This window comes from Erysipelothrix inopinata (assembly GCF_014396165.1).
GTDB classification, from domain to species: Bacteria; Bacillota_I; Bacilli_A; order Erysipelotrichales; family Erysipelotrichaceae; genus Erysipelothrix; species Erysipelothrix inopinata.
Map to the genome: position 1 here is coordinate 1,443,558 of NZ_CP060715.1, position 26,492 is coordinate 1,470,049.

Sequence of the window (26,492 nt, forward strand, 5' to 3'; positions counted from 1 at the left end):
CATATGAAAAAGATATTCGTTACATTTATAGCATTAATTCTGTTAGTAGGATGCTCAGCACCGAAAGCAGTAACAAAAGAAAAAATTGAAATTACGCATAAACTTGGAACAACAGAAGTTGAAACAAATCCTGAGAAAGTATTTGTATTTGATATGGGAATTGTCGATATCATGAAAACGTTGGAATTAAATATTGGTGGTGTGCCTGTTGAATCGTTACCAACACCTTTAAAAGATGTGAATAAAGAAGGTATCGTGAATATCGGTTCTTTGTTTGAACCAGATTTTGAAAAAATAGCAGAAGAAGCACCAAATCTTATTATTGTTTCAGGACGTTCTTCAAAACATTATGAACAACTTTCAGAAATCGCACCTACTATTTACATGGGAAGTGATGTTTCATCAGAAGGCTTGCTTGCTTCAATCAATAAGAATGTTGAAACATTTGGGTTGATTTTCCCAGATACTAATTTTGATAAAGCAACCGCTTCACTTGAAACTGCAATTAAAGAAGTTCATGATAAAGCAGAAAAATCAGGTTACAATACTTTGTTCTTGATGGCGAATGGTAATGAAATCAGAGCATTTGGTCCAGGATCACGCTACGATCATGTATTTACTACTTTTGGATTCAAATCAGTTGCAGACAATATTGAAGAATCAACACATGGTTCAGGATTATCATACGAGCTAATTCAATCACTCAATCCAGATGTAATTATCGTTATGGATCGTGGTGCTATTGTTAAAGGGGATAAAACAGCTGAAGAATTGATGGACAATGCATTTGTTAAAGAAACAGAAGCTGCGAAAAATAACCGTATCATTTATGTTGATCCACAAAACTGGTATCTCACTGAAGGTGGCATTCAATCTATATTAAGTATGTCTAAAGAATTAAATAATTTATTTGCACAATAATTAAACTCAGAGACGAATTTCGTCTCTTTTTTTCTAAATTAGAAAATGGTTTCTGGTTTGAAAACTTAGGTTAATGTCAGAGAGAGTATAATAAAACTATCAAAACGAAAGAGGTAACAAATATGAAACAACTAGGAATTTCAATTTATCCAGAATATGGATTTAAAGAAAAAGATTATGACTATATGACAAAGGCAAGTGAACTTGGGTTTAGTAGAATTTTTATGTGTTTTCTTTCCGTTAATCCCGATCATTTAGAGCAAGCCAAAACAACGTATAAGGAATACATAGAATTTGCCCATAATCTTGGATTTGAAGTTGCACTTGATACGAATGAGATTGTTTTCAAAGAATTGGGTGCAAAGATCACAGATTTATCTGTATTTAAAGAAATGGGAGTGGATATTCTTCGATTAGATGTAGGATTTGGGATGTTTGGAGATATGATGATTGTAAAGAATACGAGTGGTATTAAAGTTGAGTTTAATGCGAGTTTTAATAGTGGTATGAGTTTACTCTTAGAAAACGGAGTTCCTAAAGAACGGATCTTAGCTTGTCATAATTTCTATCCACAAAAACATACAGGCTTGAGTTTTGAATCATTCGTCAATAGAACCAATGAATTGGTGAGTCAAAACATCTCGGTGGGAGCCTTTGTAAGCTCAAATAATGAGAATACGTTTGGACCTTGGAAAAACATCGAAAGTGGTCTTCCTACATTAGAAATGCATCGTGGCTTACCTATTGATGCTCAAGCACGACATTTAGTGAGTCTAGGAAATATCGATACAATAATTATTGGTAATGCCTATGCTACAGATGAAGAGCTTAAGTCTTTAAGTGACATCAACTTTGAAAATAGTTCAATCAGAATTGACTATGATAGAGAATTAGATTCGAATGAAGCCAAAATCCTCTTCGTTGATAATCACTTTATCCGTCCTGATTCTTCAGACTATCTCTACCGTTCACTAACGAGTAAAATGGTTGCAAAAAATATGAGTATCAAGCCTTGTGTAAGCGATCGTGCATTCTTCCAAAGAGGGGATGTTTTGATTATTAATGATAACTTAAAACGATATGCTGGCGAAGTTCAAATTGTTACAGATACGATACCTAATGAAGGATATCAAAATTTCGTAGGTTCGATTCCTAAAAATGAAATGATGATTCTCAATGAAATTAAAGCTGGAAGCTCCGTTACTTTTTTGAGATAATAAATCAAAGAGGTGATTTGATGCGAGATTCAAAACAAGCGTTACTTTCATACATAAATTGTTCTTTTCGTGATGATCTATACTACGTTCTTGCACTCAACTTATTAAAAATGGGTGAGGATATTAAAAATCTAACGATAGATAAAGTGGCTCAATCTTGTTTTGTCTCGCCTTCGACTGTGAGTCGTTTTTGTAGAAACCTCGGTTTTAGTAATTTTATAGAGTTCAAAGAAGGATTTGATCAACATACTATAATAACGAACTATTCCAAATCTTTCTTAAATAATATTCAAGAAAATCCCAAGGAGGCGGCATTAGCACATTGGAGTGATATTAATTCTTTGACCGAAAATCAGATACAGAGTCTCGATTTGGTTAAAGTAGATCACATATTGAGTAAAATTCATGAAAAGGAAAACGTCGTTTTTTTGGGAAACCAATTTCTACATTTTTATGGCAGCTACTTTCAACAAAACCTTCAGTATTTTAATAAAACAACTTACTCTTTTTTTCAAGATGTCGACCAGGTATCTTTCTTAACAAAAACAACAGCCCCGACCTATGTAATAATTTTCTCATTAGGCGGGACTTATCTTAATAATAATTCGCAAATGGTTGATGTCTTGAGAAAAGACAATATTGAAACAATTGTATTTACTCAAAATGAACACTCTGCACTCATTAACTTTTGTGATGATGCGTTCGTACTTGAAGGTAATAACACAAATGATATTGGAAAATATTCCCTCTTGTTTCTCATTGATATGATGGTGATGCGTTATGGATTACTGTACAGTAATCCAACCCTCGCATAAACTTGTGTATAAATTATTGTGAATGCAAGGAGACACTAATCGTTCTGTCTTGTAAAGAACCCCGGTAAAAATAAAATTTATGAATTTAAAGCCAAGGAATTTGGCTTTTTTATTTTATAAGGTGCTGGTTTTACCGTATTGAATTCAATGTATAAATATGGTATTTTTCCAGGATAATGCGCTTTCATTGACTGATTTATGATAAACTAATACTATACGCAATCTTAAGGGGTTATTATGAAAAACGAAAAAGATTTAGTACACATTTGCGGACATCGTCATCCTGATACCGATTCGGTTGTATCTGCAATTGCTTACGCACACTTAAAAAATGAAATAGGGATTCCTGCTGTAGCATGCCGTCTCGGCAAGCTTAGTGATGAAACAGAATTTCTACTAGAACGATTTGGATTTGAAGCACCGATGCTTTTAAAAGACGCACGTGCAACTTTAGATGAAATTGAAATGGATGAAGCATTATCAATTCATATTGATACATCAATTAAAACTGCGATGGAAATCACTGAGGAAAAACGTCAAACGCTTGCCGTCGTAGATGATCGTAATCAACTATTAGGAGTTGTTACAAGTTCTAACTTAGCTCGTGTTGCGATGGGGGATACGGCGCATACAATTTCACTCTTGAAAAGAACATCTGCCAAGGCTATAGCTCGAGCTATAGATGGGGAATTAGTTTATAATCCTGTACAATTTCACTTTAATGGGAAAACGAGTATTATAGCTATCTCGAAAACCAAATTAGAAAACTATGAACTTACCGATCGATTGGTTATCGTAGGAAATGATACCGAATCCCAAATGACTGCCATCCAAAAAGGTGCGGCTTGCATTGTTATGGTATGGACTGATGTTATTGAAGAAGAAGTGTTAGATTTGGCACGTCAGTATGATTGTGCAGTTATTAAATCAACACACGGAACCATGAATACATCACGTTACCTTCTCTTTGCGCCGAGTGTTCGTGAGGTTATGACAACCGATTTAGTCCATTATAACGTTAATGAATTTGTCGATGATGTTGGGAGAAGTATGCTGAAAACGCGATATCGTTCTTATCCAGTTGTTGATGATGTTGGAAATATCTATGGTTTTGTCTCCCGTTACCATATTCTCAACAATACAAGTAAAAAAATTATTCTTGTTGATCACAACGAATATTCTCAAAGTGTTGAAGGGCAGAGGATGCTGAAATTTTAGAAGTTATTGATCACCATCGAATTGGTGATATTAATACTGTAAAGCCTATTTATTTTAGAAATGAAATTATAGGTTCTACCGCTTCAATAATCACGAAACTCTATAACGAGCATGGTGTCGAGATTCCTAAGGATGTTGCATCTCTATTACTATCGGCTCTAATCTCTGATACACTCAATTTAAAATCGCCAACAACGACACCCCAAGATTTCAAGATTGCAATGCAACTTGAAACTATCTCGGGTTTAGATCGTTTTGATTTTGCTCAAGAAATGTATGAAGCAACATCTGGATTAAAGAATAAAGATTACGAAGATATTATTAACCAAGATATTAAGACTTTCTATATATCAGGCAAAAAGATTATGGTATCTCAAATTCTTATTTACCATTTCACAGAGTTGGATGCCATTCACGATACATTCGAAGACTCAATGGAAGAGTACGTTCAGAAACATGGACTTGATCTATTGGTAGTCGTATTTACAAGTATTGCAGATAACGGTTCAATTATTGTGGGAGCTGGAGCTCTGAAATCGGTGGTTGACGATGCTTTCGCTGTCGACTCTGAAGGCGCTGAACGAGCTGTCTTACAAGATGTTGTCTCACGTAAGAATCAAATCCTACCTAGACTCTCAATGGCAATTGATGCATTTGTAGGGAAAAAATAGTACAAAAAAACTAACTCATCAAAATTAAATATGAGTTAGTTTTTATTATGCTATTCAATTGATGAAATGTAATTTTCACCATATACTTCTTCTTCAATCCAATGATTACCATCACGCTTAAGCAGTTCGTGAGCTTTGTGAGGTCCTGAAGTGAATGCTTCATAGAATTGGATATCCTGATGATTCACTTGGTTCACAATGTCTTCAACAAACATCCATGAAAGCTCAACTTGTTTATAGCTTGCAAAGAGGGTACGATCACCATCAAGAGCAGCATTAAGTAAACGTTCATAGGCCTCAGGTGTGTTAACACGGTTTTCATAGTTACAGCTTTGACAGAAGTCCATGAATACCGTTTGAACATCATTACCTTGTCCTGGCTTTTTAATGTTGAATCGCAAGTAAACACCTTCATCGGGCTGAATTTTAATAATGAGTACGTTCGGTTTTTCATTGTTTAATGCTTTAAATTCAATCACGACTTCAGTTGCACGTTTATGCATCCGTTTTCCAGTACGTACATAGATGGGAGTGTTTTCCCAATGAGGATGATGTAATCCAAGTTTTAATGCAACAAATGTCTCAGTGGTTGAAGATGCATAAACACGTTCTTCATCACGATACGATTTAGAATTACCATCACTTGTGTACTGACCTAGTACCACATCATCATTAATAGATTCAATGTACAGATTTTCAAGAATTTCTTCTTGCTTCTCGTGAATACTTTCCGCCTCAAAATCAGTAGGTTTATCCATGGTAACAATTGATAGAATTTGCAACAGATGATTTTGAAACATATCTTTGAGAGCACCTGTGTGATCATAATAGTTTCCGCGATTTTCAACACCGACAAGTTCGTTAGCGCTGATTTGAATACTTTTTATGTTGTCTGAATTCCAAATATTTGTAAATAGTGTATTTGCAAATCGAATGGTAAAAATGTTTTGAACCATTTCTTTCGCAACGTAATGATCGATTCGATAGATGCTTGTTTCACTAAATATAGAGGTCAATGTTTTGTTAATTTGCCCTGCAGACTCAAGGTCATTACCAAATGGTTTTTCTATAATGACTTTACTGTTTGAGGCAAGGTCAGCTTTACCTAAGTTAATCGCAATGGCTTCAAAAAATGCTGGAGCAACCGCAAAATAGTAGAGATGACATGCATTTGGAGACAAACTTTGATAGTATTCTTTGAGTCTGTGGTAACCTTCTTCTTCAGTAAATATCATTTCAAAGTAAGTAACGTAATTTAAGAATTCTTCAAGTTTTTCATCATGAACTTTGTAACGACTGTGTTCATGAATCCAATTCTTAGCTAATTCTCGGTAACTCTCGGTTGTTAAATCTTGTCTACCAATAATAACAATATGAAAGTCATCTGGAAGATGATTGGTTTCCATAAGATTATAGAAGGCAGGTAACAGCTTACGGTAGGTAAGGTCTCCCGTTCCTCCAAATATGGTGACAATATGAGGCTTTTTATTCATTCCATTCATGATGGAAGTGTCCTTCTTCATCAATACGTTCAAAAGTATGTGCTCCAAATAAATCACGTTGTGCTTGGATTAAGTTTGCATTTGAACGTTCGTTACGATATGAATCAAAGTATGAAATGGCATTGGTAAATGCTGGAATACTGATTCCTGCTTGAATGGCAAGAGAACTTACGTCACGAAGACTCTTTTGATATGTAGTGAGTTTTTCATTGAAGTATGAATCAAGCATTAAGTTTGCTAAGTCACTATTTTTGTCATAAGCTTCGCTGATTCTATTTAAGAATTTAGCACGAATGATACATCCTTCACGGAATACTTTTGCAATCTCACCAAAGTTAAGATTCCAACCATATTCTGAAGATGCACGTTTCATTAAATCAAATCCTTGAGCGTAAGCAATGATTTTACTTGCGTAAAGTGCTTCTTTAACAGAGTTAACGAAAGCTTTTTGATCCTCGATTTTAATTGTTGGTGCATCATAGTGTAGTTCTTTAGATGCATGAACTCGTGCTTGTTTATCTGCTGACATAAATCGAGCGAAAACAGCTGACGTTAGAAGTGATGCATCAGTTCCAGTATTAAGAGCTTCTTCAGCAGTCCATTTACCAGTTCCTTTTTGTGCAGCAGTATCCAAAATCATGTCTACCAAAGAATTTCCTGTTTTAGGGTCAAGTTCCTTAAAGATTTGTGCTGTAATTTCAATAAGGAAGGACTCAAGTTCTCCTTGATTCCATTCCGAGAATGTCTCAGCAAGTTCATCATTGTTTAAACCACCAACATGTTTAAGTAAAGAATAACTTTCTGCAATTAATTGCATATCCGCATATTCAATACCGTTGTGTACCATTTTTACATAATGACCTGCTCCGTCTGTTCCAATATAGGTACAGCATGGTTCTCCTTCTGCTTTTGCAGAGATGTCTTCAAGAATTGCGGATACATGTGCATATGCATCTTGACTTCCACCTGGCATAATTGCTGGACCAAATCGAGCACCTTCTTCACCACCTGAAATACCAACACCAAGATAGCGAAGACCTTGAGCTTCAATTGCCTCTGTTCGACGAATGGTATCTCTAAAGTTTGAGTTACCTCCATCCATAATAATATCCCCTTGATCTAGTAGGGGTATTAATCCATCAATGACACGATCGACTGGAGCTCCTGCCTTAACCATCAATACGATTTTACGAGGAGCACTTAAAGATGCTACAAAGTCAGATAAAGCTTCGTAAAGATGAAGGTGATCATGAGGATTTTCCGCCATAACTTTCTCACCTACAGAATAGGTACGGTTATATAATGCGACATCATAACCATGATCTGCCATATTTAATGCAAGATTTGAACCCATGACAGCCAGTCCGATAACACCAATATCATTTTTTTTCATAATGACCTCCAATTTCCTCTTCTATTGTATCTAAAAACTTACTATTAGACTAGTAAAATAAACATTAAAAAGCCTCTTCGAATTTGAAGAGGCGGTTCATTATTTAGCTTTACCTTGATTAGCAACAGCTTCCATTTTAGCTTTTAGAGCATCTTGATCTCCAAGATAGTATTTATCTAAAACGTTGAAGTTATCATCAAATTCATAAACCAAAGGAACACCTGTTGGGATATTTACTTTCATGATTTCTTCATCACTCATTTCATCAAAGTATTTTACAAGAGCGCGAAGTGAGTTACCATGAGCAACAATAAGAACACGTTTGCCATCAAGCATTTGTGGTTTGATTGTTTCTTCGAAGTAAGGGACTGCACGTTCAATGGTTTCTTTTAATGATTCGTGTAGAGGAAGGATATCTTTATCTTCAACGTCACGATAAGCTTCCATGTTACGTGGAGCACGTTCATCAGTAACTTCAAGTTTTGGAGGTTTCACATCAAATGAGCGTCTCCAAATAAGAACTTGATCTTCACCATATTTAGCAGCAGTTTCAGATTTGTCTAAACCCTGTAATGCGCCATAGTGACGTTCGTTTAAATGCCAATCCTTAATAATAGGTAACCAAGTACGATCCATTTCATTAAGAATGTTATCCATTGTATGGATAGCACGCTTTAAATATGAGGTATATACAACATCAAAGTCATATCCTTCTTCTTTTAAAAGACGGCCTCCTTGTTTTGCTTCTTCAACACCTTTTTCAGAAAGTTCAACATCTGCCCATCCTGTGAAAAGGTTTTTTTGATTCCATTCGCTTTCACCATGTCTTACGACTACGAGTTTCATAAAATAATTGCCTCCTTATGCATATAATCTAAGTTTACACCTATTATTTCATAATTTCTAGACTCTAAAAGGATAAATCACGATTAAAAGACTAAAATAAAAGCTAATTTGATAAACGATAAATATTAATGTGAAAAAACTAAAAAGAAAAATAATCTTTTGAGCATCAAAATTGCAATACATAGTAAATGACTATATAATGAGTTCTGTAATAACATAGTGACACAGGAGGATATTATATTATGTCAAATATTTTTAAAGATTTAGAAGTGCGTCGTTCCCGTTACGGATTATCAAAAGAAGAAGTATTAACTAAAGAAGAAATTGTTGCATTAGTTAACAAATCAGTAGATTTAACACCATCAGCATTTAATGCTCAAACTCAACGAGTTGTTGTATTGTTTGGTGAAAACAGCGACAAATTCTGGGATCTAACTCGTGAAGAATTACGAAAAGTTGCTCCAGCAGAAGGGTTTGAAAATACAATCAATAAATTAGAATCATTTAAAGCAGGTCAAGGAACTATTCTTTACTTCTATGACGAAAATGTTGTTAAAGGTCTACAAGAAAATTTTGCTCTTTATGCAGAAAACTTCCCAATCTGGGCACAACAAGAAAACGGTATGTTACAACTTGTAATTTGGTCAGCATTAGCTGGAGAAGGTGTTGGGGCATCAGTACAACACTATAACCCAATCGTTGATGCAGCAGCTGCAGAAGCATTTGATTTACCTGCAAACTGGAAACTTGTTGCTCAAATGCCATTTGGTAAAGCAGTTGATACTGTTAACCCTAAAGAAACACAACCTGTGTCAGATAAAGTTAAAGTATTCTAAAAGTAATATATGTAATAACCCACTATAAAGTGGGTTTTTTTATGCGATAATTTAATAAACATACCGATTGAATGTTTAATGGTTGACAATAAACATAAGATGATTTATTATAAACATACCGAATGAATGTTTCGGTAGGAGGGGCCATGAAAAACAGATATGATTCAGAACAGACTGTCAATGATATTGTCCGAGTCTCAACGCAATTATTTACTGAAAAAGGATACGACAAAACGTCGATTCAAGACATCGTGAATGGTTTAGACGGTTTAACTCGAGGTGCCGTTTATCATCATTTTGATTCTAAAGAAGATATTTTAATTGCTGTGATTAAAACTTTAGTTCCGCAAAGTAATTATATTGAGAATATGATTGAAGATAAAACAGGTAGTGGTCGCGATAAGATTCAAACCGTAATCACGAAAATGTTGATGGGTGCGAAGTCTTCCAGCCAATTACCAGGACTCAAACTTATTGAGAAGAATCCTAAGATTCTAGTTGAAATCTTCAATTTGGGAAATGATTATGTTGTTCCTCAACTCGAATCGTTAATTATTGAAGGCAATAATGATGGTTCACTATCAATTGATTATCCATATTGTGTTGCGGAAGCTTCATTTATGTTATTTGATACGTGGTTTTCATCAATAATGTACAAAGATACGATTACTCAGTTTGATGCGAAACTTCATGTATTGAAGCTTGCATTAGATGGTATGGGTCTTGATGTATTAAATTCTGAAAGCATGGAAATGATTTTAAATACAGAAATAATAAAGTAAGAGGAAAAAATATGAAGAAATTTTGGAATGTACTAAAGAAAGTACTACTTGGTATTCTCGCGTTTGTACTTATATTTATGGGCGGAGTTTGGACTTATGACCAAATTGCAACCAAGAGTGATGAGAAAAAGATTGCTGCACAAGCATACGGCCAACGTGTTGATGTTGATGGTAAGAAAATGAATGTTACGATTTATGGTGATGGCGAAGAAGTTATCGCTTTATTTCCAGGATGGGGAACACCTTCACCAGTTATTGACTTCAAACCTGTAATCGAAGGATTGAAAGACGAATATAAAGTTGTAGTTGTTGAACCATTTGGTTATGGTCTGAGTGATCGTACCGATAAAGAACGTACAAAAGAAAATATTGTTAAAGACTATCACGATGCGCTTGAAGCAGTGGGTGTAACTGAATTTTATTACATGGGACACTCTATCGCTGGACTTTACGGATTGGAATATGCTAATACTTATCCTGAACAAATGAAGGGATTTATTGGTATTGACACAAGTGTTTCTGGACAATTTACCGCACCAATGCCAATGGGTCTCTTTAGCTTCCTAAGAAATTCAGGTTTCTTAAGATTCCAATCTCTATTTGCTGGTGAACCAACAAATATATCCGAAGGACTTACAAAAGATGAAATTAAACTCATGGGAATGATTAGTAACAAGCAATCCATGAATGGAACAATGCTTGATGAACTTGGTCACCTGGATGATAGTTTAGACCGATTGAAAGGTAAGACTTTCCCTTCAGATATGCCTGTCTATCTATTTGTTCAAGAAATTAACCCAAATCAACCTGATTGGCAAAAGCTTCACTATGAACAAGCTGCAGCTGTTGAAAACGGACATGTTACATTAATTGATGGAGATCATTATCTTCACCATGAAAATGGACCACAAATCGTAAATGAAACAAAAGCATTCTTAGATTCACTTAAATAATATGGAATAAACACACTACTCTAAGGAACAGTGTGTTTTCTATTAGAAAGACTGCTATAATAAAAGTAATGAAATAAGTAAATCATTACTCACTATTTCAATAATAGGCAGGGGATTATTGATGAAAGCTAAAACGGCAATTATTTTGAATATCGTAATTATTGTAGTATCTTCATTTCTACTTGGTATGGGGTTCGGTGCTCAATATGCGGATGTTTTTGATCAAACAAGAATACCGTACTTCATCGCATTGTTTGGGGTACTCATTATTCTGGCACTCTTTCGTATCATATATTCTATAAAAACCAAGAAAGTATGGTAGCTAGATAACTATACTTAGACTCTGATTTAGAAAAAAATCGGAGCCTTTTTTAATTTGTATTTCTTACCTTATATAAATGTGATGGTCTTGTGTAAATAATTCCACCGAAATCTCATAGGTCTTTCACATTTGTGTCACAGTTTTAAAGGTATGATTAAGATATTGATAAACTGTTAACATAGTTATCGATTAGTGGAAAGGGAGAATACAATGAATTGGAAGAAAACATTTAGTGTTTTAACAATTTCATTATTGCTTGCTGTATCTTCAGTGACTGCAAAAGCAGAAGAATTGGACGATAAGAATCAACTTAGCGAAGTACCGATTACTGAATCAGTTCAAGATGAAAAAGCAACCGAAGACAAGAGTGACGAACACTCCAGTCAGGCTTTAGGTGATGACGAAATTGTTGACGAAAAGAACTCTACAAAAGTAGAGGTTGAAAAAGAAACTCCGCAAACGAATAATATCGAAGAAAAAGCACCTGAGGTACAAGCTGCTCCTAAAGCTCTTGCTGATGCTGATCCTATGCGAACTTTTAACATTGAAGACTGGAAATATAATAGAAACTCTGATGGTGTATTATCAATTACAGGTTTTAAAGATGATGTTAACGGTATTAGTAATATCTATATTCCTTCATATGTGAATGTTGATGGCGAAGATTTACGTGTTCAATTCAACAATCTCAACATGTTTATCAAATCTGATTTCAATAAATTCAGATTTCAATCGGTAATTTTCGAAGCAGTGGGCCCAAGTTCAAATCCTTCTGCTAAAGAAAAAGTATTACTAGGCGCATATGGAAACAATACTGAAGTATCATTGAATAAAGTTTTTGCAAATCACCCCATTTTAACGTATGTTGATTTGACAGGGCTTGATGTTTCTAAAGTCGTCGACCTGAGTGGAACATTTGGTGGGTCATTGAATATTAAAACCCTAAATGTTTCAAATTGGGATACTTCTAACGTCACCGATATGAGCGGGACATTTACGGATACACAAGTATTACAACATATTGATCTTTCCAACTGGGATGTTTCAAAAGTTAAAACAATGGAAAGTATGTTTAGAAAATCAGGAATTTGGGAATTAAAAGTTCCTAATTGGAATACATCAAATGTAAAAACCATGAGCAATATGTTCTCGAACATGCCAAGTTTTTATGAGTTCGATTTTAAAAACTGGAATACATCAAATGTTACTGACTTCTCAGCGATGTTTGCATTTACTAAAGGTCTTGAATTCATAGACTTAAAAGCATTAGATACACGTAGCGCTACTACAATGGCGGGAATGTTCTACAGCATGGGTGCAATTCAAGAAATCGATGTTTCATCATTTGATACGAAGAATGTTACCGATTTTTCAGAAATGTTTGCTTATAATTCCATTCCAAAGTTAAATATCGATAACTTTGACACCCGTAGTGCTACAACAATGGAAAGTATGTTTAATAATCTTAAATTACTCGATTCCAGTGGTGGCGGATATGGCGTTATAGGACACTTGAATGTTTCTCATTTCAAGATGGATAATGTTGAAACTATTTATCAAATGTTCTATCAATCAAATCTCGAGACCCTTGAAGTTGAAAACTGGAAAGTGGACAACATTAAAAATGCAAACTCAGCATTTTATGGAATGCAAAATTTAAATTATATCAATCCTGGTAAATGGAATACTGCAGGATTTGAAGATATCGGACAAATATTCCAAGGAACCTATCAACTACAATATATAGACATGACAAATTGGAAAATCAATATTACGGATAGCTATCAAAAATCGAATCTCTTTATGCTCAGTCAATATTTGAAATCACCACTCGTTGTAAAAACTTCTGATCCCTATCTATTACAATATCGATATGATAAAGATTTTAGAACAACAGTAGGGCCTAAGAAAGATGCGAAAGATGGTAAATTTAGTGATGGAACAACATTAAAATCATTGTTTGATCGCTACACCATTCAAGACGAAGGTGAACTCATCATTTCGGCAGCTGATTACAACTCATTTATGCATGATACACCGACTCCAAACAATACACTTCTTTCTTTTAAAGAGTGGAAATACAAAGATAGTGATAGTAAAGTTCATGTGTTCGTTGACAAAACAGATGCTACTGATATGAGAAATGATTCGACTCTTTATGAAGCCCAATATGAAGCCCATAAATTGTCAGTGAAGTTCCACATTGATGAAAATGTTACAGATGTGAAAACGGAATACAATACTAAGGTTGATCAAAGTAAGATTCCAAATACAAGTAAACCAGGATACACATTCAAAGGTTGGGTATATTTAAATGAACCAACTAAAGCCTTTGATCCTGCTACAGTCGTAATCATTGAAGATACCGAAGTAAAAGCTGTTTATGAAATTAATAATGTAACTGTTACATTTATTCATGGTGATAAAACAGATACTGCGACAACAGTATATAATACGGCAGTAAATCCTACCGACATTCCAACCGCTACAAAAGTAGGTCATACATTCAAAGAATGGAATACTCAAGAAGATGGTCTTGGAACGAAGTTTGTTGGTACTGAAATTATTACTGAAGATCGTACTGTTTACGCTATCTTTACAGTAGATAAAGTAAATGTTATCTTCAATGATGAAGGTAATGTCAATGTTCAACAAACTGATTTCGGTACAGCACTTAAAACAAATCAAATTCCTACTCCAGTAGGAAAAGAGGGTCATACATTTAAAGAGTGGAATACTCAAGCAAATGGACTCGGATCAAAATTCGTAGGTACCGAAATAATAAATGAAGATATTTCTGTTTATGCAATTTATACTGTCAATCCAGTAACGGTGACATTCATTAATGGTACAAAAATTGATACTGCAACAGTTGATTACAATACTGCAATCAAGGAAGCAGATATTCCAACTGCTACAAAAGTAGGCCATACATTTAAAGAATGGAATACTCAAGAAGACGGTTTAGGAACGAAGTTTGTTGGAACTGAACTTATTACAGAAGATCAAACAGTCTATGCAATCTTCATTGCAAACCCTGTGAAAGTCACATTTATTCATGGTGATAAAACAGATGTCGCAACCACAGATTACAACACAGCAGTGAAACCTGCAGATATTCCAACCGCTACAAAAGTAGGCCATACATTTAAAGAATGGAATACTCAAGAAGACGGACTTGGAACGAAATTCGTTGGTAATGAATTAATCACAGAAGACCAAACAGTTTATGCAATCTTTATCGCTAATCCTGTGAAGGTCACATTTATTCATGGTGATAAGACCGATGTCGCAACCACAGATTACAACACAGCAGTGAAACCTGCAGATATTCCAACCGCTACAAAAGTAGGCCATACATTTAAAGAATGGAATACTCAAGAAGACGGTTTAGGAACGAAGTTTGTTGGAACTGAACTTATTACAGAAGATCAAACAGTCTATGCAATCTTTATCGCTAATCCTGTGAAGGTCACATTTATTCATGGTGATAAGACAGATGTCGCAACCACAGATTACAACACAGCAGTGAAACCTGCAGATATTCCAACCACTACAAAAGTAGGCCATACATTTAAAGAATGGAACACTCAAGAGGACGGACTTGGAACGAAATTTGTCGGTACAGAATTAATCACAGAAGACCAAACAGTCTATGCAATCTTTATCGCTAATCCTGTGAAGGTCACATTTATTCATGGTGATAAGACCGATGTCGCAACCACAGATTACAACACAGCAGTGAAACCTGCAGATATTCCAACCGCTACAAAAGTAGGCCATACATTTAAAGAATGGAACACTCAAGAAGACGGACTTGGAACGAAGTTTGTTGGCACTGAACTTATTACAGAAGATCAAACAGTTTATGCAATCTTCATTGCAAACCCTGTTAAAGTCACATTTATTCATGGTGATAAAACAGATGTCGCAACCACAGATTACAATACAGCAGTGAAACCTGCAGATATTCCAACCGCTACAAAAGTAGGCCATACATTTAAAGAATGGAATACTCAAGAAGACGGACTTGGAACGAAATTCGTTGGTAATGAATTAATCACAGAAGACCAAACAGTTTATGCAATCTTTATCGCTAATCCTGTGAAGGTCACATTTATTCATGGTGATAAGACCGATGTCGCAACCACAGATTACAACACAGCAGTGAAACCCGCAGATATTCCAACCGCTACAAAAGTGGGTCATACATTTAAAGAATGGAATACTCAAGAGGACGGACTTGGAACGAAATTTGTCGGTACAGAATTAATCACAGAAGATCAAACAGTCTATGCAATCTTTATCGCCAACCCTGTGAAAGTCACATTTATTCATGGTGATAAGACAGATGTCGCAACCACAGATTACAACACAGCAGTGAAACCTGCTGACATTCCAACCGCTACAAAAGTGGGTCATACATTTAAAGAATGGAATACTCAAGAGGACGGACTTGGAACGAAATTCGTTGGCACTGAACTTATTACAGAAGATCAAACAGTCTATGCAATCTTTATCGCTAATCCTGTGAAGGTCACATTTATTCATGGTGATAAGACCGATGTCGCAACCACAGATTACAACACAGCAGTGAAACCCGCAGATATTCCAACCGCTACAAAAGTGGGTCATACATTTAAAGAATGGAATACTCAAGAGGACGGACTTGGAACGAAATTTGTCGGTACAGAATTAATCACAGAAGATCAAACAGTCTATGCAATCTTTATCGCCAACCCTGTGAAAGTCACATTTATTCATGGTGATAAGACAGATGTCGCAACCACAGATTACAACACAGCAGTGAAACCTGCTGACATTCCAACCGCTACAAAAGTGGGTCATACATTTAAAGAATGGAATACTCAAGAGGACGGACTTGGAACGAAATTCGTTGGCACTGAACTTATTACAGAAGATCAAACAGTCTATGCAATCTTTATCGCTAATCCTGTGAAGGTCACATTTATTCATGGTAATAAGACCGATGTCGCAACCACAGATTACAATACAGCAGTGAAACCAGCTGACATTCCAACCGCTACAAAAGTAGGCCATACATTTAAAGAATGGAATACTCAAGAAGACGGACTTGGAACGAAGTATGTTGGCACTGAACTTATTACAGAAGATCAAACAGTCTATGCAATCTTCAATGTCAATCAATATATAGTGACATTCATTGATGGTTTAAAATCTTACACCGCAACAGTATCCTTCGATACGAAACTTGCTAAAGAACAAATTCCTACTGTTTCCAAGGTAGGCCATACCTTTAAGCAATGGAACTTTAATGTTGATGGAAGTGCAGATACATTCATCCCAGAAGATGCAAAAATTACTAAGAATATTACAGTTTACTCAATCTATGAAATCAATGAAGTAGCAGTTACATTCATTGATGGCAAAACGACAACAGTTGTAAATACACTGTATAATACCAAATTAGACCAAACAAAAGTACCTACTGCAACACTTGCAGGACATACTTTCAAAGAATGGAATACTCAAGAAGATGGCAAAGGAACTAGCTTTGAACCTAAAGAAGCAGTAATTACGGAAAACATGACTGTTTATGCAATCTATGATGTTAATGAAGTTGCAGTAACGTTTGTTGATAGTCAAAACATGACTGTAGTAACAACTCTTTACAATACGAAGTTAGACCAAACAAAAGTTCCTATGGCAACACTTGCAGGTCATACATTCAAAGAATGGAATACTCAAGAAGATGGCAAAGGAACTGGCTTTGATCCAAAAGAAGCAGTGATAACAGAGAATATGACGGTTTATGCGATCTATACTAAAGATCCTGTTAAACCCGTTGACCCAGTTAAACCCGTAGATCCTGTGAAACCTACAGATCCTACATTACCAACTACAGGTGTTAACAATAATCAATTCTCTATCTTGGCAGGAGGACTCCTATTATTCAGTGGAATCTTAACACTACTTAGAAAACGAGAAGATCGCAAAGAATCATAAATCTTAATTTGATTTACGATGATAAGTTACTAAGATAAAGAAACTCTCTTATTAAGAGAGTTTTTTTTGTTTAAATGGTTATTTTAAGTTCTTGCAAAGACTTGTTGCAAGAGTTTGTGATGTAAGCCGTTTCAACTATTGTGTATAGTCTAGTCAGGAGGTGGAATTATGTTAAGTCCAATTACAATGATTTTAAGAGGTTACAACCAAAATGAGGTTGCATGTGTAGCGGAAGTACTATTAAACAGTACTTATGTTAAAAACATGGAAATCACGATGAATACAGAAAATGCCTTGGAGATAATTGAATTTATTTCTAATGAATACGGTGAAAAACTTAATGTTGGTGCAGGTACTGTTCAAACATTTTCAGAACTAGAAGCTGTTGTTAAGGCAGGAGCAACGTTTGCGTTATCACCTCGAATGATGACACCAGAGATGTTAGCGTATTGTAAACGCCACAATATTTTATCAATTCCTGGTGCATTTACTGCAAGTGAAATTGCAGACTCTTACTATCAAGGAGGAGATGTCATCAAGATCTTCCCAGCAAATGAAGTCTCAATTAGCTACGCTAATAAGGTGAAAGAACCGATGGGAAACATCCCATTAATGGCAGTAGGTGGCATTAATGCATCCAATGTCTTTGAAGCATTAGAAGGTGGTTACGATTACATTGGTACCGCTGGTGGCTTGTTTCGTAAAGTCGATATCAAAAATAAAGACAAAAATGCTATGATGGAGTCTCTAAAAATATTTGAGACAGAAGTCGCACGATTCTTTAACAAAAAGTAGGTGGTAATATGAGCGTTTCGAAACGACAAATTCGAATACTTGAAATACTAAGTAATCAAGATTCTTTCATGACTGTGAATGAGCTCGCTGATGAAATAAAAGTTTCTGTACGTACAGTTTATTATGATTTGGATCAAATTCAACTTATGATGCCAGATCAATTTGAACTTATACGTCGTCCGGGCCTTGGTGTTCGAGGTCAATGGAAAAAAACAATGACAGAAAAACTAACAACTCAGGAGTTTGATGATGAATATGTTTATATGCAAATATTTAAACAATTGGTTATCGATTCAAAAACAATTACAATTTTAAATCTCTCTTCTGAGTACTATGTTAGTACGACTTCGATAGTCGAACATTTAAGTCAAATCGAAAGTAAAGTTAGTTCAAGCTCTCAACTCCAACTTATTAGTGACCATCTTGGGACAAGAGTTCAGGGGTCAGAGTATCAACGTCAACAATTAATGATTGATTTTAATAATCATATTCTTGAACAATTAGGACCGAATACGACCTTAGATCATTTTGCGGAAATGTTGAAGCGTTTTTATGACACAGATATTGTTGAAGCGGCTTCGAATTTTCAGGAAGATATTAAGGAATTAAATCTGAGAATTGTGGCACCATATTATCAGTTTAATATCTTCAGTGTCTTGATTGTCATGATGCAAAGAATCCGAAATAATTACCATATTGAATCTATCGAACACAATTCATCTGGTAAAAATATTTATGCACTAAACCATTATGTCATTGCACAAACTTTGTTCGAAAAAATGAAATCAACAGTTATATTTGAGGAAACTGAATCCGATATTTATACATTGGCAGTTTATCTTCAAGGATATCGTTTAGAGTTTGAAACAATCCAACATGAATTTGTACATAGCTACCAAGATATAGCACGAGACTTAATTAAAAAAATGTCGCTGGCTATTAATGAAGATTTGACACAAGATGATTTATTACTAAATAACTTATCGGTTCATTTGTATCATATGGACTATCGAATGAAACACAATATCATCATTAGAAATCCACTTTTGTCAGAAATTATTAAAGACTTTAGGCTGATGTACGATCTTGTTTGGCTCATGATGGATACAGAAAATGAAATTAATATGCTTACTGTAACAGAAGATGAAGTTGGTTTTTTGTTACTCCACTTCCAAACGGCTTTGGATCGCAGACAAAGTAGTCGCATGATTTATGTTGTTTCACAAAATAGTTATGTCTCCCAAGACTTTATTCTTTCGAGAATACGAACTGTGGTATCGTCACTTGATGTTATCAAGATCGTTGATCCAGAAGCTATTTTAAATGTTGATACGAATCAAATTGACCTAATTATATCAACAATACCACTAGAAACAATGGCAACACCTTATGCATTGGTGTCACCATTGATTACGAGTAATGACCTTTTGATTATTGCTCAAAAGTATCAAAATATGCTTACCACTACAACGTTTAAAGAAAACAACACGTTTAATCACTATACCAATCCAAAGTTTATTTATTTTATGAAGGATGCTTCAAGTAAAGAAGAAATTCTTAACGAGATGTTAAGTGATCTTATCGAATTCGATTATATCGATGAGCGTTATGCAATCAGTGTCTGGACTCGAGAAAAAGAAGGTGGAACCTTTGTAGGTAATGCGACAGCAGTCCCACATGGTTCTATCAAGTATGTTAAAGAAACAATCATTCCCATTTGGATTAATAAAACACCCGTAAAATGGGGAGATAATAAAGTACAGATTGTATTTCTATATGCAATCTCAAATGATGATCTTAAGAATTCAAAAACAATAATTAAAAGTATTCTAAACTTCTTAAAAGATAATAAAAATCTTCCGAAAGAAGTGCAGTCTATGGATTTTAATACTTTTAAACATTTAGTATATGGAGGTTAATTTGTGATTCAAGATAGCATGATTCGTGTCAATCAACCCTATGAAAGTAAAGAAGAAATCTTCCTAGCTTTCGCACAAATGGCATATGATAGTGGTTTGATCAACGATAAAGAACAATATATAAAGGCTTTAAAACAACGGGAAGAAGTTCTACCAACCTCAGTTGGAAACGCAATCGCAATTCCTCATTGTCAAAGTAATGCAGTAAATGAACCGTTTGTTGGATTCATACGATTAAATAAATCCGTGGCTTGGGATGAAAATGAAGTAGCAAGTATGATATTTACAATTGCCATTCCAGAAGCAACTTCTGGTCAATTGCATTTGCGAACACTTGCAAAACTAAGTAGAAAATTAGTGAATCAGGATTTCGTTGATGCAATCCAAGCGGATACTGAAAAAAATATTTATGAAAAATTATTTGAAATACTTAAGGAGGACTAAATATGAAAATTTTAGGAGTAACTGCATGTCCAACGGGCATTGCACATACATATATGGCACAAGAAACACTTGAACAAGAATGTGCTAAAAGAGGTTTTGAATATAAAGTTGAAACTCAAGGTGGAATGGGAATTGAAAATGAACTTACTGAAGAAGATGTTGCATCTGCAGATGTTATTATTCTCGCAGTAAGTGTCGTAATTGAAGGTGAAGAACGTTTCGAAGGAAAGCCTGTTATTCACTCCGATGTAGATCGTGCAATTAAGGATGTTGTAAATCTTGTAGATGAAGCAATTGCACTTGTCGAGGCTTAATATGAAGAAAATCTTAAAAGATATTCAAAAACATTTATTAAGTGGTGTATCGTTCATGATGCCTGTTGTTGTAGCGGGTGGAGTTATTCTTGCGATTTCACTATTAGGAGCTGAACAAACAGCAAAAGGATTGGTTCCAACCAATCCAATCATGATCTACTTAAACCAACTGGGTAAAGCTGGTATGACAATGATGATTCCTGTATTTGCAGCATATATCGCATATTCGGCTGCAGGAAAACCAGGACTTACACCAGGATTCATCCTTGGATACATTGCAAACAGTGTTATTATGGTTAATGGTGTTGAAGTTAAATCTGGATTCTTAGGTGCTTTACTTCTTGGTCTGCTTGCAGGTTACATGGTAAATTGGATGAAAGGATGGAAGATTGCGAAAAATAAAACACTTCGTTCAATCATGCCAATTCTCATCATGCCAATCTTTACAGTTCTTGTATTAGGACTTGCTTATTACTTTATTATTGCAATCCCAATTTCAGCTTTAGTTACGTGGTTAACCAATGTCATGACCGAATTGAATGGTGGAAGCAAAACGATATTCGCAATATTTATGGGAATCTTCGCTGAAATTGACTTTGGTGGACCCATGACAAAGACAATTTCAATGTTTACATTAAGTATGATTAACGAAGGTGTTATGGAACCTAATGGTATCTTTAGAGTTCTTGTCGCTGTGCCACCACTTGGTATCTTCTTAGCTTCACTCATTGCTAAAAATAAATTTACTGAAGAAGAACGTGACAATGCGAAAGCAGTGGGTATTATTGGTGCTCTGGGTATTACTGAAGGTGCAATTCCATTTGCAATTAAAGATCCTAAAGCTGTCTATCCAGCATCTATTATTGGTTGTATTACTGCAGCTCTCATTGCTGCATATGGTAATGTAACCTGTCCAGTACCTCACGGTGGATTTATTGTACTACCTGTTGTCGGTAACAAGATTTGGTTTGTTGTCGCTATTCTAGCAGGTGCTGCAGTAATGGCGATTCTTCTGAAAATATTGAAGAAAGATGTTGTTGAAAGCGTTGCATAATTTTAACCTCACAATTGTGAGGTTTTTTTTCTATTCTAATTGAAATTGTGGTTTAATACTTATATAGATAGGAGGCATTATGGAGCTTACTAATAGAGAACTAGAACTAGTTGAGTTCGGAAATTCCTTGAGAGGTGCTGAAGTATACTTTAGAGAAGATTGGGGTTGTTATTATTTTTCGTTATTAGGTAAAGCGTTTGGAATGTTAAATGACAACCGAATTACTCTGAAAGGGAACCCCAATAAAAATATACAATTACGCCTCAAATATGAGGATATCACTCCGGGATATCACACTAATAAGGTTCATTGGAATACAGTTGTGATTGACAGTGATGTCTTAACCGTAGCAGATATGAAAGAATTTATTTTAGAATCATATTCTTTGGTTTATGCAAAGCTTACGCGAAAAGACAAAGAGATTGTTGATGATATGCCACTACGTTAATATGTACCAACATAATTAATTGTTTATACCAATTCTGATATGTTAGTAAAATTTTTAAAGAAAAGTTAAATAATAGGTCAACTCTTGTTATAATTATAGTGTTAGATACGGTAGCTGTTTTGACGTCATGGAGATGTTACAAAACGGGTGAAATTAGGTTTGTTAGGTGAACTATTAACCATGTATCTTATTTTTTAGAAGTGAAAGAGGAGGGCATTATGGGATTTCCAGATAATTTTTTATGGGGCGGTGCAACCGCTGCTAATCAATGTGAGGGTGGCTTTGATCGTGATGGACGTGGTCTTGCGAATGTAGACCTCATGCCTCATGGTGAAGACCGTTGGAAAGTTGCTGTAGGAGCAATGAAGATGTTTGAAGTGAATTCAAATTATTTCTATCCAGGTCATGACGCTATCAAAATGATCGATTACTATAAAGAAGATATTGCAATGCTTGCTGAGATGGGATTTAAAACGTATCGTTTATCGATAGCTTGGTCTCGTATTTACCCTAAGGGTGACGAACTTGAACCCAATGAACAAGGATTGCAATTCTATGAAAATTTATTTAAAGAATGTCGTAAATATAATATTGAACCGCTTGTAACCATTACGCATTTTGATTGTCCAATCCATTTAACAAAAGAGTATGGATCATGGAAGAATAGAGAAATGATAGTATTTTATGAGAGATTATGTCGTACTTTGTTCACACGCTATAAAGGCCTCGTAAAATACTGGTTGACCTTTAATGAGGTCAATATGATACTTCACGCTCCGTTCATGGCTGCAGGTGTGTTTATTGAAGAGGGAGAAGACGCTAACCAAGTTAAATATCAAGCAATTCATCATGAACTTGTGGCAAGTGCATTAGCAACCAAAATAGCTCATGAAATTGACCCTGATAATAAAGTAGGGTGTATGTTAGCGGCAGGTAACTATTATCCTTATACGCCAAATCCTGATGATGTATTTGATGCCATGATGAAAGACCGCGATAACTACTTCTTTATTGATGTTCAATCACGTGGTAGTTATCCTAATTACGCTTGGAAACGCATGGAACAATTAGGAGTGAACCTTGATATTGAGGAAGGTGATTTAGAGCTTCTAAAAAATAATACTGTAGACTTCATTTCATTCTCATATTACTCATCACGAACAACATCTGTTGATCCAAATGTTGTAGAACAAACAGATGGTAATGCATTTAAGACAATTAAAAATCCATATCTTTCTGAGAGCGAATGGGGATGGCAAATTGATCCATTAGGATTTAGAATCACACTGAACTCACTTTATGATCGTTATCAGAAACCGCTGTTTGTTGTTGAAAATGGATTGGGTGCGTATGATAAAATAGAAGCAGACGGATCCATTCAAGATGACTATCGTATTGAGTATCTTGCTGCTCATATTAAAGCTATGAAAGATGCGATTGAACTTGATGGTGTTGAAGTGCTGGGCTATACTTCATGGGGATGTATTGATCTCGTCAGTGCATCAACTGGTGAAATGTCAAAACGTTACGGTTATATTTATGTAGATAGAGATGATGAGGGTAACGGAACTTATAAACGAATCCCTAAGAAATCATTCTATTGGTATCAACATTTAATTGAAACGAATGGTTCAGAACTCTAAAAAAGAAGAACATCCGAGAGGATGTTTTCTTTTGAGAAAATAACTAAAATTACAATTCAAAAGTACAGAATTTTGACATATTCACAATATGATAACGATATTCACTATCAACTAAAAAATATATTAAAAATAAGATGAAAGTATTCTCAAAGATATTGTCACATGGTTGATAAGGCTTTACTATCAATATAGTAAGGGAAGCCTAATTGGAGGGAATATGAAATTATCAGAAGTCAAAGTTGGGAATAAAGCAATTATCGAGCACATCGATATAGAAGAACATATGTTATTACGCTTACTAGATTTGGGGTTTATTAATGGGACTCTTGTAGAGGTGATTCAATCAAGTCCGTCTGGAAATCCTCGCGCCTATAAGGTTAGAAATACAATCTATGCGATTCGTCAATCTGAAGCACAGTGTATTGAGGTTTCGGAGGTGTTAGATCATGAATGAGACAACGATAGAAATTGTCAAGAAAAGTGAAAATGATAAGGTAATTGCTTTCGCAGGTAATCCTAACGTAGGAAAAAGTACGTTGTTTAATGTTTTAACAGGTATGCATCAACATACAGGGAATTGGCCTGGTAAGACAGTTGAGTTAGCGCAAGGATATGCAACAAGTAAGAAAAATAGTTATGTTTTTGTTGATTTACCTGGAACGTATTCGCTTATGGCACACTCTCCAGAGGAAGAAGTAGCACGCGATTTCATCATTTCTGAAGAAGCATCGGCTACCGTCGTTGTTTGTGATGCAACAGCTTTAGAAAGAAACCTAAATTTGGTTCTACAAATTATGATGTTGACGCCTCGCGTTGTTGTTTGTGTAAACTTACTAGATGAAGCGCAACGTAAGAAAATTAATATTGATATTGAAGAACTTGAACAAAAACTGGGCGTTCCAGTCGTTGCGACATCAGCAACTCATGAAAAAGGTATTGATGAACTTTTAGAAAAAATTGATATTGTAACTCAAACTGATTATGTAGCCGGTAGACAAATGTTGGAGAAACTCGATAAGATCACGAAAGAACCAGATGAAAAACGACGTATCGAACTTATCATTGGTCGTGCTGCAGCAACGGCATTTCAAGTAACAACTTATGATAATGAAAATTTTGATGCCCGAGATAGAAAGTTAGATAAACTTTTTACCAGTCGATTAACTGGAATTCCAATCATGATTTTACTTCTCTTTCTTGTATTCTGGTTAACAATTGAAGGAGCCAATGTTCCTTCTGAGATGCTTGCAAAAGTACTTTTCTCATTTCAAGATGTTTTGAATGATATTGCGACATGGATGCATTGGCCTGCATGGCTACAGGGTGCTTTAATTGATGGGGTATATAAAGTAGTTGCATGGGTGATTTCGGTAATGCTCCCACCTATGGCAATATTCTTTCCGCTTTTTACGCTCCTAGAAGATTTCGGTTATTTACCTCGTGTGGCTTTTAATCTTGACAATGCTTTCCAAAAATCAGGAGCTTGTGGAAAACAGGCACTTAGTATGTGTATGGGATTTGGTTGTAATGCAGCAGGAGTAACAGGGGCGAGAATTATTGATTCACCTCGAGAACGTTTAATCGCTATCATCACAAATAACTTTGTTCCCTGTAATGGCCGTTTCCCAATTCTTATTACGATTATAACGTTATTTTTTGTAGGAAATAAAAATTATATAGGAAATTCACTGGTCGCTGCACTCATACTTACGGGAACAATTCTTTTGGGTGTTATGATGACCATGTTGATGTCGAAGATATTATCGAAGACAATTCTATCAGGAATGCCGTCATCTTTTACACTGGAATTACCACCATATCGTAAACCAAGAATTGGCCAAGTTTTGATTCGTTCAATTCTTGATCGTACTATTTTTGTTTTAGGACGTGCCATTAAAGTATCTGCGCCAGTTGGTCTTCTAATTTGGATTTTAGCTAATGTCACAATTGGCAATATGACTTTACTCGCACACATTACGACGTTCTTAGATCCTCTTGCAGCAATAATGGGATTAGATGGTGTCATTTTGATGGCATTTATTCTTGGATTACCTGCTAATGAAATTGTGATTCCTTGTATGTTGATGGGCTATCTCGCCACATCGTCAATTGTTGATTACGATTCATTAGGACAACTTAAAGTGCTATTGATCGATAATGGTTGGACGCTTTTGACTGCGATTAACGTCATGTTATTTACACTATTTCACTGGCCATGTGGTACAACACTTCTAACCATCAAAAAAGAAACGGGAAGTAGAAAATGGACCTGGGTATCATTTTGGGTTCCAACACTTATTGGAGTTATCTGTACGCTTACTACAACTGCAATTTGGAAATTATTTGGTTTGTGATTGTTTCTAAGATTCCAAAATTTGGAATCTTTTTTAGTACATAAGTTGACAAGCAAT

22 protein-coding genes and 1 pseudogene are annotated in these 26,492 nt (G+C 35.3%); 20 read left to right on the plus strand and 3 right to left on the minus strand.

Translation table 11 applies throughout. From position 1 onward, the window contains the following. Positions 1 to 3: 3 nt before the first annotated feature. The 6 genes and pseudogenes from H9L01_RS07065 to H9L01_RS10945 all read left to right on the plus strand — a co-directional run bounded on the left by H9L01_RS07065 (position 4) and on the right by H9L01_RS10945 (position 4,842). Positions 4 to 921 carry a siderophore ABC transporter substrate-binding protein gene (locus tag H9L01_RS07065; RefSeq protein ID WP_187533261.1) on the plus strand — a complete coding sequence of 306 codons (918 nt, stop codon included), beginning with the start codon at positions 4 to 6 and terminating at the stop codon, positions 919 to 921. Between the two features lie 122 nt (positions 922 to 1,043). Further along, positions 1,044 to 2,138 (plus strand): MupG family TIM beta-alpha barrel fold protein, encoded by a 1,095-nt coding sequence (locus H9L01_RS07070; RefSeq protein ID WP_187533262.1) that lies wholly within the window; start codon positions 1,044 to 1,046, stop codon positions 2,136 to 2,138. Positions 2,139 to 2,158: 20 nt separating this feature from the next. Next, on the plus strand, positions 2,159 to 2,953 hold the full coding sequence (locus H9L01_RS07075; RefSeq protein WP_187533263.1) for a MurR/RpiR family transcriptional regulator: 795 nt from the start codon (positions 2,159 to 2,161) through the stop codon (positions 2,951 to 2,953). A 237-nt stretch (positions 2,954 to 3,190) separates the two neighbouring features. After that, entirely contained in the window at positions 3,191 to 4,171 is a 981-nt protein-coding gene (locus H9L01_RS10935) for a CBS domain-containing protein (protein WP_343062566.1), read from the plus strand. 29 nt (positions 4,172 to 4,200) lie between these two features. Continuing rightward, positions 4,201 to 4,269: pseudogene (locus H9L01_RS10940) on the plus strand (hypothetical protein); the annotation flags it as partial. Positions 4,270 to 4,392: 123 nt separating this feature from the next. Continuing rightward, entirely contained in the window at positions 4,393 to 4,842 is a 450-nt protein-coding gene (locus H9L01_RS10945) for a DHHA2 domain-containing protein (RefSeq protein WP_343062567.1), read from the plus strand. 50 nt (positions 4,843 to 4,892) lie between these two features. Here H9L01_RS10945 and zwf read toward each other — a convergent pair whose 3' ends face one another. The 3 genes from zwf to gpmA all read right to left on the minus strand — a co-directional run bounded on the left by zwf (position 4,893) and on the right by gpmA (position 8,583). Next, positions 4,893 to 6,344 carry a glucose-6-phosphate dehydrogenase gene (zwf, locus tag H9L01_RS07085; protein ID WP_246448948.1) on the minus strand — a complete coding sequence of 484 codons (1,452 nt, stop codon included), beginning with the start codon at positions 6,342 to 6,344 and terminating at the stop codon, positions 4,893 to 4,895. Then, positions 6,328 to 7,737, minus strand: a complete 1,410-nt coding sequence (gene gndA, locus H9L01_RS07090) for an NADP-dependent phosphogluconate dehydrogenase (protein ID WP_187533264.1) — start codon at positions 7,735 to 7,737, stop codon at positions 6,328 to 6,330. The genes zwf and gndA overlap by 17 nt, the downstream gene beginning before the upstream one ends. A 99-nt stretch (positions 7,738 to 7,836) precedes the next feature. Then, a complete protein-coding gene (gene gpmA / locus H9L01_RS07095; RefSeq protein WP_187533265.1) occupies positions 7,837 to 8,583 on the minus strand; it encodes a 2,3-diphosphoglycerate-dependent phosphoglycerate mutase in 747 nt (248 codons plus the stop codon). 242 nt (positions 8,584 to 8,825) lie between these two features. Here gpmA and H9L01_RS07100 point away from each other — a divergent pair, with 242 nt between their 5' ends. The 14 genes from H9L01_RS07100 to feoB all read left to right on the plus strand — a co-directional run bounded on the left by H9L01_RS07100 (position 8,826) and on the right by feoB (position 26,435). Continuing rightward, positions 8,826 to 9,419: a nitroreductase family protein gene (locus tag H9L01_RS07100; protein ID WP_187533266.1), complete on the plus strand. Its 594-nt coding sequence runs from the start codon at positions 8,826 to 8,828 to the stop codon at positions 9,417 to 9,419. A gap of 146 nt (positions 9,420 to 9,565) precedes the next feature. Next, a complete protein-coding gene (locus H9L01_RS07105; RefSeq protein WP_187533267.1) occupies positions 9,566 to 10,201 on the plus strand; it encodes a TetR/AcrR family transcriptional regulator in 636 nt (211 codons plus the stop codon). Positions 10,202 to 10,212: 11 nt separating this feature from the next. Then, on the plus strand, positions 10,213 to 11,154 hold the full coding sequence (locus H9L01_RS07110; protein WP_187533268.1) for an alpha/beta fold hydrolase: 942 nt from the start codon (positions 10,213 to 10,215) through the stop codon (positions 11,152 to 11,154). Between the two features lie 121 nt (positions 11,155 to 11,275). Then, a complete protein-coding gene (locus H9L01_RS07115) occupies positions 11,276 to 11,476 on the plus strand; it encodes a hypothetical protein (protein ID WP_187533269.1) in 201 nt (66 codons plus the stop codon). 210 nt (positions 11,477 to 11,686) lie between these two features. Continuing rightward, positions 11,687 to 17,464, plus strand: coding sequence for an InlB B-repeat-containing protein (locus tag H9L01_RS07120; protein ID WP_187533270.1), 5,778 nt, complete (start codon positions 11,687 to 11,689; stop codon positions 17,462 to 17,464). 168 nt (positions 17,465 to 17,632) lie between these two features. Next, positions 17,633 to 18,259: a bifunctional 4-hydroxy-2-oxoglutarate aldolase/2-dehydro-3-deoxy-phosphogluconate aldolase gene (locus H9L01_RS07125; protein ID WP_246448954.1), complete on the plus strand. Its 627-nt coding sequence runs from the start codon at positions 17,633 to 17,635 to the stop codon at positions 18,257 to 18,259. A gap of 8 nt (positions 18,260 to 18,267) precedes the next feature. After that, positions 18,268 to 20,178 carry a BglG family transcription antiterminator gene (locus tag H9L01_RS07130; RefSeq protein WP_187533271.1) on the plus strand — a complete coding sequence of 637 codons (1,911 nt, stop codon included), beginning with the start codon at positions 18,268 to 18,270 and terminating at the stop codon, positions 20,176 to 20,178. A 3-nt stretch (positions 20,179 to 20,181) separates the two neighbouring features. Further along, entirely contained in the window at positions 20,182 to 20,622 is a 441-nt protein-coding gene (locus tag H9L01_RS07135) for a fructose PTS transporter subunit IIA (RefSeq protein WP_187533272.1), read from the plus strand. A gap of 2 nt (positions 20,623 to 20,624) precedes the next feature. Continuing rightward, complete coding sequence (locus H9L01_RS07140; RefSeq protein ID WP_187533273.1) at positions 20,625 to 20,936, plus strand: PTS fructose transporter subunit IIB; 312 nt, start codon at positions 20,625 to 20,627, stop codon at positions 20,934 to 20,936. Between the two features lies 1 nt (position 20,937). Next, positions 20,938 to 21,990, plus strand: a complete 1,053-nt coding sequence (locus H9L01_RS07145) for a PTS fructose transporter subunit IIC (protein ID WP_187533274.1) — start codon at positions 20,938 to 20,940, stop codon at positions 21,988 to 21,990. A gap of 79 nt (positions 21,991 to 22,069) precedes the next feature. Further along, positions 22,070 to 22,438 carry an MmcQ/YjbR family DNA-binding protein gene (locus tag H9L01_RS07150; protein WP_187533275.1) on the plus strand — a complete coding sequence of 123 codons (369 nt, stop codon included), beginning with the start codon at positions 22,070 to 22,072 and terminating at the stop codon, positions 22,436 to 22,438. Between the two features lie 218 nt (positions 22,439 to 22,656). Beyond that, a complete protein-coding gene (locus tag H9L01_RS07155) occupies positions 22,657 to 24,081 on the plus strand; it encodes a 6-phospho-beta-glucosidase (protein ID WP_187533276.1) in 1,425 nt (474 codons plus the stop codon). A 217-nt stretch (positions 24,082 to 24,298) separates the two neighbouring features. Then, complete coding sequence (locus H9L01_RS07160; RefSeq protein WP_187533277.1) at positions 24,299 to 24,535, plus strand: FeoA family protein; 237 nt, start codon at positions 24,299 to 24,301, stop codon at positions 24,533 to 24,535. Beyond that, positions 24,528 to 26,435, plus strand: a complete 1,908-nt coding sequence (gene feoB, locus H9L01_RS07165) for a ferrous iron transporter B (RefSeq protein ID WP_187533278.1) — start codon at positions 24,528 to 24,530, stop codon at positions 26,433 to 26,435. The genes H9L01_RS07160 and feoB overlap by 8 nt, the downstream gene beginning before the upstream one ends. Positions 26,436 to 26,492 lie beyond the last annotated feature (57 nt).

Excerpts from the sequence above, each read along its gene's own strand:
- H9L01_RS07065 (WP_187533261.1), top strand. The coding sequence starts at position 4 with ATGAAAAAGATATTCGTTACATTTATAGCATTAATTCTGTTAGTAGGA.
- H9L01_RS07070 (WP_187533262.1), top strand. The coding sequence starts at position 1,044 with ATGAAACAACTAGGAATTTCAATTTATCCAGAATATGGATTTAAAGAA.
- H9L01_RS07075 (WP_187533263.1), top strand. The coding sequence starts at position 2,159 with ATGCGAGATTCAAAACAAGCGTTACTTTCATACATAAATTGTTCTTTT.
- H9L01_RS10935 (WP_343062566.1), top strand. The coding sequence starts at position 3,191 with ATGAAAAACGAAAAAGATTTAGTACACATTTGCGGACATCGTCATCCT.
- H9L01_RS10945 (WP_343062567.1), top strand. The coding sequence starts at position 4,393 with ATGCAACTTGAAACTATCTCGGGTTTAGATCGTTTTGATTTTGCTCAA.
- zwf (WP_246448948.1), bottom strand. The coding sequence starts at position 6,344 with ATGAATGGAATGAATAAAAAGCCTCATATTGTCACCATATTTGGAGGA.
- gndA (WP_187533264.1), bottom strand. The coding sequence starts at position 7,737 with ATGAAAAAAAATGATATTGGTGTTATCGGACTGGCTGTCATGGGTTCA.
- gpmA (WP_187533265.1), bottom strand. The coding sequence starts at position 8,583 with ATGAAACTCGTAGTCGTAAGACATGGTGAAAGCGAATGGAATCAAAAA.
- H9L01_RS07100 (WP_187533266.1), top strand. The coding sequence starts at position 8,826 with ATGTCAAATATTTTTAAAGATTTAGAAGTGCGTCGTTCCCGTTACGGA.
- H9L01_RS07105 (WP_187533267.1), top strand. The coding sequence starts at position 9,566 with ATGAAAAACAGATATGATTCAGAACAGACTGTCAATGATATTGTCCGA.
- H9L01_RS07110 (WP_187533268.1), top strand. The coding sequence starts at position 10,213 with ATGAAGAAATTTTGGAATGTACTAAAGAAAGTACTACTTGGTATTCTC.
- H9L01_RS07115 (WP_187533269.1), top strand. The coding sequence starts at position 11,276 with ATGAAAGCTAAAACGGCAATTATTTTGAATATCGTAATTATTGTAGTA.
- H9L01_RS07120 (WP_187533270.1), top strand. The coding sequence starts at position 11,687 with ATGAATTGGAAGAAAACATTTAGTGTTTTAACAATTTCATTATTGCTT.
- H9L01_RS07125 (WP_246448954.1), top strand. The coding sequence starts at position 17,633 with ATGTTAAGTCCAATTACAATGATTTTAAGAGGTTACAACCAAAATGAG.
- H9L01_RS07130 (WP_187533271.1), top strand. The coding sequence starts at position 18,268 with ATGAGCGTTTCGAAACGACAAATTCGAATACTTGAAATACTAAGTAAT.
- H9L01_RS07140 (WP_187533273.1), top strand. The coding sequence starts at position 20,625 with ATGAAAATTTTAGGAGTAACTGCATGTCCAACGGGCATTGCACATACA.
- H9L01_RS07145 (WP_187533274.1), top strand. The coding sequence starts at position 20,938 with ATGAAGAAAATCTTAAAAGATATTCAAAAACATTTATTAAGTGGTGTA.
- H9L01_RS07150 (WP_187533275.1), top strand. The coding sequence starts at position 22,070 with ATGGAGCTTACTAATAGAGAACTAGAACTAGTTGAGTTCGGAAATTCC.
- H9L01_RS07155 (WP_187533276.1), top strand. The coding sequence starts at position 22,657 with ATGGGATTTCCAGATAATTTTTTATGGGGCGGTGCAACCGCTGCTAAT.
- H9L01_RS07160 (WP_187533277.1), top strand. The coding sequence starts at position 24,299 with ATGAAATTATCAGAAGTCAAAGTTGGGAATAAAGCAATTATCGAGCAC.
- feoB (WP_187533278.1), top strand. The coding sequence starts at position 24,528 with ATGAATGAGACAACGATAGAAATTGTCAAGAAAAGTGAAAATGATAAG.